Raw genomic sequence first — 11,482 nt, 5'->3', positions numbered from 1 at the left:
GCCAAGATCGATTCTGGCACTCACGGTGGAGGAGTGCAAGCGACCTGGCGCAGGCTCCGACACGAAGGAGCCGCCGCCCGCGCGAGGCGGACGACGGCTCCCCAGAGGCTCGGCGGCTAGACCGGGCGAACCGATTCGGCCTGCGGACCCTTCGACCCGGTGCCGACCTCGAAGGCGACCTGCTGACCCTCTTCGAGGACCTTGTATCCCGACATGTCGATCGCGGAGTAGTGGACGAAGACGTCCTGTCCGCCGCCGTCGACCGTGATGAAGCCGTAGCCCTTTTCAGCGTTGAACCACTTGACGGTTCCGTTCGCCATCTCTGTACTCCCCAGTGCTGTGATGCCCACGGCACAAGCGACATGCTGGTGCCTGGTCAGGAATACTAATCCGACGATCGCCGCGCTGACGCGCCCACAGGTACCCCGACGGAAAGAGTTGCCCGAGATTCAACACGGAGGAAACGTGCCCGTAACAGTGGGAACGGGTCAGCCCTGTGCGGCGGCGTAATCGGCCCCGAGCACCACGACGACGGCGCCTGTCTCGACGAAATCCTGCGAGAGCAGGACGGTGCCGGTGCCCAGCGAGTCGATGATTCCGCGGGCCGCTCCCTCGAGGGCGGGATCGGTGTAATAGACCGTCGTCGTCTCGAAGTCCTCGGTATCAGCGTTGGCGACGGTCCGAACACTCCAGCCCGCGGACGTCAGGGCGTCTCCTGCGCCAGCCGCGAGTCCGACAGCGACCGTACCGTTCAGGACGGCGACGGCGAGGTCGGGGTCGGTGGTGGCTGCGACGGTCGGGGTGGCCTCGACTGACGCGCTCGGAGGGGTGAAAACGTCGGTGAACTGAACCCGGTCGTCGATGACCAGCAGCCCGATGAATCCCAGGAGCACGATCACACCGGTCGCCAGCGCCGCCCAGGCGAGAGCGACGGCACGCGCGTGCGGGGCCGGCGGGCGCCGATGGGCGCCGACGCGCGCCTCCGTCGCCGGGATCTCGTCGAAGCGGTCGCTCGGTTTCGTATTCGACATCGGGGGTACGGCCGGCCTTCCGTTGGTGGACTCGAGCAGCTCGTCTACTCGAGGCGCCCGAGGCGTCGCGCGGCGCGAGCGCCGGCACGCTGGTCGCGGATGCGGTGCAGCCGCGTGACGAGCATCGGGTCGTACGCGAGAGCGGCCGGAGAGGCGAGCACTGCACTGAGCACCTGATAGTAGCGGGCGGCCGACAGGCCGAACTGGGAGCGGATAGCGTCGTCCTTATCGCCTGATCGGACGCCCCATTCACGCTCGAACGCAAGCACCCGGAGGTCGCGCTCGTTGAGACCGGTGCCCTTCCCCGGATCCGTCGTGCTGCTCATCTCCCCAGGGTAGGGAGGCGCGCGGTCGCTGCCGCGCAGGCGCTCCGATCCGGATCGAGCGTGTCGCGGCACCACCCTCGGGAGTCTTCTGCACAGCCTCCCCGAGGCGGAATGCACCCCCAGTGCCGTGGGTTGGATCAGGAGGAGGGCAGCACCGCCCCCGTACACTGGCGAGGATTCCAAGGGAGACCCATGTCGTCGTATTCCGTGAACAAGACCGACGCCGAATGGCGCGAGGAGCTCGACCGCGAGCAGTACGCGGTCCTGCGCGAAGCGGCCACCGAGCGCCCCTGGACCGGCGAGCTGCTCGACGAGCACCGCTCCGGTCTCTACGCCTGCGCCGCGTGCGACGCTGAGCTCTTCAAGAGCGGCACCAAGTTCGACTCCGGCTGCGGCTGGCCGAGTTTCTACGAGTCGGTGAACCCCGACGCGGTCCAGCTGATCGAGGACAGCACCCTGGGCATGGTCCGCACGGAGGTTCGGTGCGCGAACTGCGGGTCCCACCTGGGACATGTGTTCCCCGACGGCTTCGGCACGCCCACCGGCGACCGCTACTGCATGAACTCGATCGCGCTGAACTTCCAGGCCGAGGGCGAGTGAGCATGCCCTCCTCCCCCGTGCTCGAGGCCGTGCTCGCGCGTCGATCACGCTCGAAGGTGACGCAGGAGGCCCCGGGGCACGACGAGATCGCGGCGTTCGTTTCAGCGGCGTCGCGTCTCGCCGACCACAGCTCGTTGCGGCCGTGGCGGGTCATCGAGATCCGGGGTGCCGCCCGAGACCGGGTGGGCCGCAGCTTCGCTGTCGCCTCCGGAGCGAAGAAGGATGCGCGTCGGTACATCGAGAAGACCCACCGCGCCTCCCTGCTCCTGGCCGTCGTGGTCAGCGTCAAGAAGTCGAAGGTGCCGGCGTGGGAGCAGGAGGCCGTCGCCTCCGGCGTCGCCCACCTCCTGAGCCTCCTGCTGGACGAGGCGGGCTGGGGCGTCTTCTGGCGCACCGGCTCGTACACTCGCGCCACAGCCGTGCGGAAGGCGCACCGCCTCGAGAAGGGCGAGGAGCTGCTCGGCTGGCTCTATGTCGGCCGACCGGACGGCAAGATCGGCGGACCCAAGCGCCCCACTCCCGCCGAGCGGCACCTCAGCGTCCTCGAGCCCTGAGCGTCCGCGTGCCCTGAGCGTCCGCGTGCCTGAATCTTGGCCGGTCCGGGGGCCGCGGTAGGGTGTCCATGCGCGAGAGCGCACCTGCCGACGTGGCGCAACTGGTAGCGCACCCGACTTGTAATCGGGCGGTTACGGGTTCAAGTCCCGTCGTCGGCTCACGAACAGCGAAGGCCCCGACCGCTCGATGCGGTCGGGGCCTTCGCTTCGGTGCTCATCCCGCGGCAGCCGGGCTCAGCCCGCGGAAGCCGGGGCTCAGCCCGCGGGAGCCGGGGCCGGCTCAGGGGACGCGGGCGCCTCCGTCGATGCCGGATTCTCGCTGGGCGCCGGATTCTCGCTGGGCGCCGGAGCCTCGCTGGGCGCCGGAGCATCGCTGGACGCCGGCGTCTCGCTCGGCGCGGGGCTGTCGGGGGAGGACGGCCCGGGCGACGCCGACGAGTAGGAGTCGGCAGCGGCCGACAGCACGAACGAACTGAACGCGTCGGGGTCGGACAGCGAGCCGGAGTAGGCCTTGCCGTTGACCAGCACCATCGGAGTGGCGGTGACGGCGGGAATGTCGGTTCCGGGCAGCGGGCCGGAGGTGGCGCGCTCGGTCGCGGCACGGACCCAGCTCACGAAGCTCTGGTCGTCGATACAGCTGTTCACGCTCGCCGTGTCTTCGACTCCAGCCTGCGCCGCGTAGTCCTTCATCTGCGCGTCGGAGAGTCCGTCGGTCCCCTCCTGCGGCTGATGGGCGAACATCAGCGAATTAAAGCCGAAGAAGGAGTTCGGCGAACGATCGGCCACGCAGGCCGCCGCGTTCGCCGAGCGCTCCGAGAACTTGGTGCCGTTGGAGCGGGTGGTGAGGATGGCGATCGGGTGGATCTCGACCGTGGCCGCTCCGCTGGTCACCCACTCCTTGATCTGGTCGCCGTTGGTCATCTCGAACTGGCCGCAGTAGGGGCAGAGGTAGTCGAGGTAGACGCGGATGTCGACGGTGCCGGTGGACGTATCGGGGACACTCGGCGTCGGAGTTCCGTCGGCCGCGACGGGCGGGCTGGTCCGGGCGACCATGTTCTCGCCGATGAACACGCCGTCGCTGGCCATGTTGGCCGGTCCGGGTCCCGCGGGGCGGATGCTGGACGTCACGGCGAACACGACGATCGCCACGACGGCGATGACGACGACCGCGAGCCCTCCTTGCAGGGCGAAGCGGCTCACGCGGTCTCGGCGCTTCTGCTGCTCGCGCAGGCGACGCGCCTTCTCTCGGGCGGCCTCTCGTCGCTGATTCTTCGAGAGACGGTCGTTGGCTCCGCCGGTAGTCATGACAAGAACGCTCCGAATGAGAGAGGGGGAAGAGGGAGCCGCCTGGCGCGACTCGCCGGAATCCTACGCGCGAGCCCTGGGAAACCTCCAAACGACGGATACCCGACGGCCGTCCGACGACTGTCGGCCCCGTGGCATACTGTGACGGTTGGTCGATGTCGCCCACGTGGCGATGACCAGCACTTCCATTCACTCGGATCGTCCGGCACGTACCTGCCGGTGAAGGAGCAAGCACAATGGCGTCCGTAACGTTCGACCACGCGTCCCGTGTCTACCCCGGGGCCACGCGCGCCTCGGTCGACAAGCTGAACCTCGAGGTGGGTGACGGCGAGTTCCTCGTCCTTGTCGGTCCCTCCGGCTGCGGCAAGTCCACTTCTCTGCGGATGCTCGCGGGCCTCGAAGAAGTCAATGAGGGCCGCATCCTGATCGGCGACCGCAACGTCACGGACGTTCCGCCCAAGGATCGCGACATCGCGATGGTGTTTCAGAACTACGCGCTGTACCCGCACATGTCGGTCGCCGAGAACATGGGCTTCGCGCTCAAGATCGCGGGCGTCAACAAGGACGAGCGCGCCGCGCGGGTCCTCGAGGCCGCGAAGATGCTCGACCTCGAGCCCTACCTCAACCGCAAGCCGAAGGCCCTCTCGGGTGGTCAGCGCCAGCGCGTCGCGATGGGCCGCGCCATCGTCCGCAAGCCCCAGGTCTTCCTCATGGACGAGCCGCTGTCGAACCTCGACGCCAAGCTCCGCGTATCCACCCGCACCCAGATCGGCACCCTGCAGCGCCGCCTGGGAATCACCACGGTGTACGTCACCCACGACCAGACTGAGGCGCTCACGATGGGCGACCGCATCGCAGTCCTCAAGGACGGCGTCCTCCAGCAGGTCGGCTCGCCCCGCGACCTCTACGAGAACCCGAACAACGTCTTCGTGGCCGGCTTCATCGGCTCACCCGCGATGAACCTGTTCCACGCTGACGTCACCGATGGCGGCGTCAAGTTCGGCGACACTGTCCTGCCGATCGCCCGCGAGGCGCTCGCGAAGACGAGCCAGAAGGTCGTCACGCTCGGCGTTCGCCCCGAGGACGTCACCGTCTCGACCCAGCCCGGCGGCCTGCCCATCGAGGTCGACCTCATCGAGGAGCTCGGCTCGGACGGCTACCTCTACGGCCACACCGAGGTCGAGGGACGCCGCACCGACATCGTCGCGCGCGTCGACGGCCGCGTCCACCCCACCGCGGGCGACCGCGTCTACGTGACCGCGAACCACCGCGTGCACATCTTCGACGCGGAGTCGGGCGAGCGCCTCTCCTGAGCCGCCGCTCGTACCGAGACCTCGCTGCCGCCGTCCTTCGTGGGCGGCGGCAGCGTCGTCTTCGGCTCCACCGTCCGACTCTCGACACGAACGGCGCACCATGTCCGGCTCCTTGAACATCACCTCGGCCACCATCGACCCCGCCCTGCTCGACCTGCCGTGGAACCTGCGGCTCGATGACTGGCCCGACGAGTACATCGCGGCCCTGCCCAAGGGCATCTCGCGGCACACCGTCCGGTTTGCTCACCTCTCCGGGCATGTTGTCGCCGTGAAGGAGACGACCGCCGACATGTCGCGCCGCGAGTACGAGATGCTCAAGACGCTGCAACGCCTCGACGTGCCGTGCGTGGAACCCGGCGCGGTGATCACGAACCGCACGGACGACGAGGGCGACGCCCTGCCCGCGGTGCTGGTCACCCGGCACCTCAAGTTCTCCCTCCCGTATCGGGCGCTCTTCTCGCAGACGCTGCGGCCCGATACGGCGACCCGGCTGGTGGACGCGCTGGCGCTACTCCTGGTGCGCCTGCACGTGATCGGTTTCTTCTGGGGAGACGTGTCGCTCTCGAACACTCTGTTCAGAAGGGACGCGGGCGCATTCGCGGCGTACCTGGTGGACGCGGAGACCGGTCAGCTCTACTCGGGCGGCCTGTCGAACGGCCAGCGCGAGAACGATCTCGAAATCGCGCGAGTCAATATCGCCGGTGAGCTGCTCGACCTCGAAGCGGGCGGGCGCGTCGACGACGACCTCGATCCGATCACCGTGTCCGACGGCATCGTCGCGGCGTACCGCAGTCTGTGGAAGGAGCTGACCGGCGCCGAGTCGTTCGCGACCTCGGAGCGCTGGCGGATCAACGACCGCGTGAACCGGCTGAACGACCTCGGCTTCGACATCGAAGAACTGGCAATCAAGACGGACGAGGCCGGCTCGACGGTGCGGATCCAGCCGAAGGTCGTCGATGCGGGCCACCATCAGCGGCGATTGCTCCGCCTCACCGGGCTGGATGCGCAAGAGAACCAGGCGCGACGGCTCCTGAACGACCTCGATTCGTACACGGCGACGTACGACAAGCAGGATCTGGACGAGGAGATGGTGGCTCACGAATGGCTGGCGCAGGTGTTCGAGCCCGTCATCCGCTCGATTCCGCGGGATCTGAAGGGAAGGCTGGAGCCGGCCGAGATGTTCCACCAGCTGCTCGAGCACCGCTGGTTCATGTCGCAGCAGCAAGCACGGGATGTTCCGCTAGCGGAGGCGGTCACCGCCTACGTGAACGACATCCTGCGCCACCGCCGTGACGAGGCGACTGTCATCGCGCCTCCTACTGAGGCGTTGACGCTGCCGAACCTCGTCCTCGATGCCGCGGGCGACGCCGAGCTCACCGACGAAGACGCCGACGTCGACTGGACGAAGAACGTCTGACCCCGCCACCGCGAGAGGGCCCGTGCTGCACAGCACGGGCCCTCTCGCGTGTTCGGAGTCGTCGCCCGCCGAGCGGTCGGCGCCTACTCGGACGCGGCGCGGAGCTTCGATACCTCGTAGAGCGCCACCGACGCCGCGATTCCCGCGTTGAGGGATTCCGTGGCGGAGCTGATCGGGATGGAGACGACAGCGTCGCACTGCTCGGTGACGAGGCGGGACAGACCCTTCCCCTCGCTGCCGACGACGACGAGGAGCGGGCGGTCGGCCAGTTCAAGGCCGGGCAGCGACACGTCGCCGTCACCGTCGAGGCCGATCACGAAGACGCCGTCGCGCTTGAAATCCTTGATCATTGCCGTGAGATTCGAGGCCATCGCGACGGGGATGCGGGCCGCGGCGCCGGCGGAGGTCTTCCAGGCGGCCGAGTTCAGGCCGACCGAGCGGCGCTGTGGGACGATGACGCCCTGTCCGCCGAACGCGGCGACGGAGCGGATGATCGCCCCGAGATTGCGCGGGTCGGTGATCCCATCGAGAGCGACGAAGAGGGGGACGGCTCCGCGGGAGACGCTGCGCTCGAGCAGGTCGCTCGGGTGCGCGTACTCGTAGGGCGGCACCTTGAGGACGAGGCCCTGGTGCACCGAGTCCGGGCCGGCCAGGCGGTCGAGTTCGGGGCGCATGATCTCGAGCACGGGCAGGCCGCGTGCGGTGGCGATCGTGAGCGCCTCCTTGACCCGGTCGTCCATCTCGATGCGGGTCGCCAGGTACAGGGTTGTCGCCGGGATGCTGGCGCGCAGTGCCTCGAGGACGGAGTTGCGGCCGGTCACCATCTCGAACTCGTCGCCGCTCTTGGGTCGGCGCGACGGCGCCGGGCGTCCCTGTCCGCGGGCAGCCGCCGAGAGCGCCCCTCCGGGCCTACCCTTGCCGCCGGCGGCGACGAAGCGCTCGCGTGCGAGCTTCGCCTTACCGGCGGGGTGGTAGGGCCGGTCCTCCGCCTTGGGCGTGGGCTTCTTGCCCTCAAGGGCTTGCCTGCCCTGACCGCCGGATCCGACGGCCTTGCCCTTGCTCTTCTTTCGGACCGCTCCGGGGCGGCCGGGCTTATTCGCCATCGAGACTCCAATGCGCACCCGTCTGGGTGTCTTCGATCGTGATTCCCGCCGCGGCGAGATCGGTTCGGATGCGGTCGGCGCTCGCCCAGTCGCGCTGCTCCCGCGCGGTCTGGCGCTCGGCGACCAGGCGATCGACCAGCACGCTGAGCGCCCGGTACGAGGGTTCGTCGTCAGAGCGCGCCCACTCGGGCGCCTCGGGGTCGATGCCAAGCACGGCCGCCATTGCCAGCACCTGGGTGCGCAGGGCCGACACCGAGCCGAGGTCCTCGGCGTCGAGGGCGGCGTTGCCGGCTCGGACGGTCTCGTGCAGGACGCCGATGGCCTGCGGCACGGACAGGTCGTCGTCCATCGCCGCGGCGAACTCCTCCGGCACTAGCGGCTCGCCGAGTGCGGCGAATCGCGTGCCGTCCAGTCGCCTGCGGGAGCGGTCGAGGAAGCCCTCGATCCGCTCCAGCGCCGCCTCGGCCTCCTCGAGCGCCCCGTCGTGGAACTCGAGGGTGGAGCGGTAGTGGGCCGAGCCAAGGTAGTAGCGGACGACGAGCGGGCGAGCTGCGTCGAGCAGCTCGGAGGCGTAGACGGAGTTACCGAGCGACTTGCTCATTTTTTGGCCGGTGACGGACACCAGCCCGTTGTGCAGCCAGTAGCTGGCGAAGGCGTGGCCGGCGGCACTGGACTGGGCGAGCTCGTTCTCGTGGTGCGGGAAGCGCAGGTCGAGACCGCCGCCGTGAATGTCGAACTGGGTGCCGAGGTACTTCGTCGACATCGCCGAGCACTCGATGTGCCAGCCGGGGCGACCCACTCCCCACGGCGAGGCCCAGGCGGCCGACTCGGGCTCCTGGGGCTTCGCGCCCTTCCAGAGGGCGAAGTCGTGCGGGTCGCGCTTGCCGCGCGGGTCGGCGTCGCTCGCCGCCTCCATGCTCTCCAGACGCTGGTGGGTGAGCGCGCCGTAGTCGGGCCAGGAGCGGGTGTCGAAGTAGACGTCGCCGGAGTCGTCGGGCGCCGGATAGGCGTGGCCGCGCTCGATCAGCGTCTGGATGAGCGTGATCATCTCGGCGATACTCGCGGTCGCGCGTGGCTCGTAGGTGGGCGGAAGAATGCCGAGGGCCGTGTACGCGGCGGTGAAGTCGAGCTCGACGCGGTAGGCGAGCGCCCACCACTGCTCGGACGGGGCACCCTCGGGGACGCGGCGCCGCGACTCCTCGGCGATGGCGAGGATCTTGTCGTCGATGTCGGTGACGTTGCGCACCAGGGTGACCCGGTAGCCACGGTAAACGAGCCAGCGGCGCAGCTGGTCGTAGGCGAGAGCTGAGCGCAGGTGCCCGATGTGGGGCGAGGACTGCACGGTGGGTCCGCAGACGTACATCCCGACCTCGTTTTCGCGGAGGGGGACGAAATCGACGAGGGCCTGGGCCTTCGAGTCATGCAGTCGCAGAGTCACGCGGGCGAGTTTACCGGGAGCTCGGCTCCGGGCCGGGTCGGCGGCATCGCCTGGGGACTACCGGGCGATCGCGGCGCTGGGGAGGACGAGTGCCGTCGCGGTCGCGGCGACCCCCTCGCCTCGCCCGGTGAAGCCCAGCGTGTCGGAGGTAGTGGCGGCGACGCTGACAGGAGCGCCGAGCAGCTCCGACAGCACATGCTGCGCCTCGTCCCGCCGCGGCGAGAACCTCGGTCGGTTGCCGATGAGCTGCACCGAGACGTTCCCGATCCTGAAGCCCGCGGCCTCGACCAGCTCCCGGGTGGCGCGGAGGAAGACCTCGCCGTGGGCGTCGGCGAAGCGGGGATCCGCCGTACCGAAGCGGGAGCCGATGTCGCCCAGGCCCGCTGCGGCGAGCAGTGCGTCGCAGATCGCGTGGGCGACCGGATCCCCGTCGCTGTGCCCGGAGAGGCCCCGCTCCCCCGGCCAGTGCAGCCCGGCGAGCCAGAGTGGCGAAGCGTCGTCGAAAGCGTGGACGTCAGTGCCGATACCCACCCGCGGCACCACGACGGCAGGCGGCGGCGCGAGTACCTGCTCCGCTCGGGCGAGGTCCCAGGGGGTGGTGATCTTGAAGGCGAGGGGGTCGCCGACGACGACAAGGGAGTCGGCGCCCCGGGAGGCCAGCAGCGCCGCGTCGTCGGTGAACTCCTCCTCCGCGGCGGCGTAGGCCTCCTCGAGCAGAGCGCGCGGGAAGCCCTGCGGCGTCTGCACCGCCGCGAGCTCCGAGCGGTCGACGGTGCCGACGACGCCGCCGTCGGCACGGATGCGCTTGATGGTGTCGGTGACCGGCAGGGCGGGAATGACTCCACTGCCTGTCGCGCGGACGGCCGCGATGACCCGCTCGAACTGGTCGACGGGTGTGAGGGCGCGGGCGGCGTCGTGCACGAGCACTGTATCGATCGACGGGGAGAGCGCACGCATGCCCCGCCCGGCCGACTCCTGACGGCTCGCACCGCCCGCCACGACAGTCACGGTCCCGGAGGCGGCCCCAGCGCCGCGGGCCAGAGCGATGGTCTCCTCCACAAGGGCCGCAGGCGCTACGACGATGATCTGCACCGGCTCGGCGAGAAGGAGCACGGTCCGCAGGCTGCGCTCGAGGATCGTCGTGCCCGCGCACTCGACGTAGGCCTTGGGTCGCCCGCGCCCGAGCCGCGTGCCGCTGCCCGCAGCGACCACGACGACGGCCGCAGTGGGGACCGCGGTGGGGACGGCGCCAGGCGTGTTCAGGATGCGAGGACCTCGTCGAGAAGCGCGGATGCTGCGTCCTCGTCGGTCTTCTCGGCGAGAGCCAACTCGGAGACGAGGACCTGCCGTGCCTTCGCGAGCATGCTCTTCTCGCCCGCGGAGAGGCCGCGATCACTGTCTCGGCGGGTGAGGTCGCGGACGACCTCGGAGACCTTCACGACATCGCCTGAGCCGAGCTTCTCGAGGTTGGCCTTGTAGCGGCGCGACCAGTTGGTCGGCTCCTCGACCACCTCGGCGCGCAGTACCTCGAATACGCGGTCGACGCCCTCGCGGCCGATGACGTCACGCACGCCCACCAGATCGACGTTGTCGGCCGGCACTTCGATGACGAGGTCGCCCTGGGCGACTCGGAGCTTCAGGTACGTCTTCTCCTGGCCCTTGATCAAGCGGGTCTTCACCTCGGCGATCGTGGCGGCTCCGTGATGGGGATAGACGACCGTCTCTCCGACCTCGAACTGCATGCGACGTCCTTTCAGCGGCGGAAAGATTATCATGCGCGCCCGGGGGACGGGAGTCCGGACGGGCGGGGCCGCAGTGCTCGCTACGCTAGCCTGGTGTCGGCTCGTGCACAGTGAAGTCGCCCTGTCCGGGGCGTTCGGGGCCGACGATCTGGAGGTTCCTGTGAAGGCGCGTATCGCTGCATCCGTCGTTCTCGCGGTCGGCGTCGCCCTCGCTACCGCCGGCTGCAACCTCGTCGCTGAGCAGGCGACGCGCAAGATCTACGACCCGAGTGACGGCGTAGGTGCGACGATCGGCGATCTCGCCATCCGCAACGCGATGATCGTCTCGGACGACGGCGAGGCCGGCACGCTGATCGTGACGCTCGTCAATTCCACCGATGAGGTACTGAGCGTCGAGGTGCAGTTCGAGGGCTCCGCGGGCCGCACGAGCGACACCGTGGACGCCGTGCCCGGTCGGACCGAGGTCCGCCCCGACAGCACCGAGGCGGTCCAGATGGACGGTATCGACACCGTCCCGGGCAGCCTCCTCCCCGTCTACTTCCAGTACGGCTCCGAGCAGGGCAAGGAGCTCCTTGTCCCCGTCCTGACCAGCGCCCTCGAGGCCTACTCGACGCTCACTCCCGCGCCCACCCCGACGCCGACTCGCACCCCCA

At 69.3% G+C, this 11,482-nt stretch carries 13 protein-coding genes and 1 tRNA gene; 6 read left to right on the top strand and 8 right to left on the bottom strand.

Going from position 1 to position 11,482, the window contains the following annotated elements; translation table 11 throughout:
* Window positions 1-116: 116 nt before the first annotated feature.
* The 3 genes from C5D07_RS07205 to C5D07_RS07195 form a co-directional block, all read right to left on the bottom strand.
* Window positions 117-320, bottom strand: a complete 204-nt coding sequence (locus C5D07_RS07205; protein WP_068210468.1) for a cold-shock protein — start codon at window positions 318-320, stop codon at window positions 117-119.
* A gap of 168 nt (window positions 321-488) precedes the next feature.
* Complete coding sequence (locus C5D07_RS07200) at window positions 489-1,031, bottom strand: LytR C-terminal domain-containing protein (RefSeq protein WP_104259027.1); 543 nt, start codon at window positions 1,029-1,031, stop codon at window positions 489-491.
* 44 nt (window positions 1,032-1,075) lie between these two features.
* Complete coding sequence (locus C5D07_RS07195; RefSeq protein WP_104259026.1) at window positions 1,076-1,357, bottom strand: DUF3263 domain-containing protein; 282 nt, start codon at window positions 1,355-1,357, stop codon at window positions 1,076-1,078.
* A 192-nt stretch (window positions 1,358-1,549) separates the two neighbouring features.
* Between C5D07_RS07195 and msrB the strand changes: the two genes are divergently transcribed.
* The 3 genes from msrB (at window position 1,550) to C5D07_RS07180 (ending at window position 2,670) form a co-directional block, all read left to right on the top strand.
* Window positions 1,550-1,957, top strand: coding sequence for a peptide-methionine (R)-S-oxide reductase MsrB (gene msrB, locus C5D07_RS07190; protein ID WP_068251811.1), 408 nt, complete (start codon window positions 1,550-1,552; stop codon window positions 1,955-1,957).
* 2 nt (window positions 1,958-1,959) lie between these two features.
* Window positions 1,960-2,511 (top strand): nitroreductase family protein, encoded by a 552-nt coding sequence (locus C5D07_RS07185; RefSeq protein ID WP_068251809.1) that lies wholly within the window; start codon window positions 1,960-1,962, stop codon window positions 2,509-2,511.
* Window positions 2,512-2,597: 86 nt separating this feature from the next.
* A tRNA-Thr gene (locus C5D07_RS07180) sits at window positions 2,598-2,670 on the top strand.
* Between the two features lie 96 nt (window positions 2,671-2,766).
* Here C5D07_RS07180 and C5D07_RS07175 read toward each other — a convergent pair.
* Window positions 2,767-3,816 carry a DsbA family protein gene (locus C5D07_RS07175; protein WP_104259025.1) on the bottom strand — a complete coding sequence of 350 codons (1,050 nt, stop codon included), beginning with the start codon at window positions 3,814-3,816 and terminating at the stop codon, window positions 2,767-2,769.
* A 236-nt stretch (window positions 3,817-4,052) separates the two neighbouring features.
* On the opposite strand from C5D07_RS07175, the gene C5D07_RS07170 reads away from it, so the two are divergent.
* Both C5D07_RS07170 and C5D07_RS07165 read left to right on the top strand, forming a co-directional pair.
* Complete coding sequence (locus C5D07_RS07170) at window positions 4,053-5,129, top strand: ABC transporter ATP-binding protein (RefSeq protein ID WP_068251805.1); 1,077 nt, start codon at window positions 4,053-4,055, stop codon at window positions 5,127-5,129.
* A 100-nt stretch (window positions 5,130-5,229) separates the two neighbouring features.
* Complete coding sequence (locus tag C5D07_RS07165) at window positions 5,230-6,546, top strand: DUF4032 domain-containing protein (protein WP_068251804.1); 1,317 nt, start codon at window positions 5,230-5,232, stop codon at window positions 6,544-6,546.
* Between the two features lie 83 nt (window positions 6,547-6,629).
* Here the strand turns inward: C5D07_RS07165 and rlmB are convergent, their stop codons facing one another.
* From rlmB to C5D07_RS07145, 4 genes are read right to left on the bottom strand one after another with little or no spacing between them, the layout of a single operon-like run.
* On the bottom strand, window positions 6,630-7,649 hold the full coding sequence (gene rlmB, locus C5D07_RS07160; RefSeq protein WP_068251803.1) for a 23S rRNA (guanosine(2251)-2'-O)-methyltransferase RlmB: 1,020 nt from the start codon (window positions 7,647-7,649) through the stop codon (window positions 6,630-6,632).
* On the bottom strand, window positions 7,639-9,087 hold the full coding sequence (gene cysS / locus C5D07_RS07155; RefSeq protein ID WP_104259024.1) for a cysteine--tRNA ligase: 1,449 nt from the start codon (window positions 9,085-9,087) through the stop codon (window positions 7,639-7,641). The genes rlmB and cysS overlap by 11 nt, the downstream gene beginning before the upstream one ends.
* A 57-nt stretch (window positions 9,088-9,144) precedes the next feature.
* Window positions 9,145-10,353 carry a 2-C-methyl-D-erythritol 4-phosphate cytidylyltransferase gene (gene ispD, locus C5D07_RS07150; RefSeq protein ID WP_181134369.1) on the bottom strand — a complete coding sequence of 403 codons (1,209 nt, stop codon included), beginning with the start codon at window positions 10,351-10,353 and terminating at the stop codon, window positions 9,145-9,147.
* Window positions 10,347-10,829 carry a CarD family transcriptional regulator gene (locus C5D07_RS07145; RefSeq protein ID WP_068251795.1) on the bottom strand — a complete coding sequence of 161 codons (483 nt, stop codon included), beginning with the start codon at window positions 10,827-10,829 and terminating at the stop codon, window positions 10,347-10,349. Before C5D07_RS07145 ends, ispD begins: the two co-directional genes overlap by 7 nt.
* A gap of 103 nt (window positions 10,830-10,932) precedes the next feature.
* Here C5D07_RS07145 and C5D07_RS07140 point away from each other — a divergent pair.
* Window positions 10,933-11,482 (top strand): hypothetical protein (locus C5D07_RS07140; RefSeq protein ID WP_146079788.1); only part of this gene is annotated, 550 nt, incomplete at its 3' end.

Source organism: Rathayibacter tritici (assembly GCF_002932875.1).
Lineage (GTDB): Bacteria > Actinomycetota > Actinomycetes > Actinomycetales > Microbacteriaceae > Rathayibacter > Rathayibacter tritici.
Note: the sequence above shows the minus strand (reverse complement) of the source record. Positions and strands in the feature narration are given on the sequence as shown.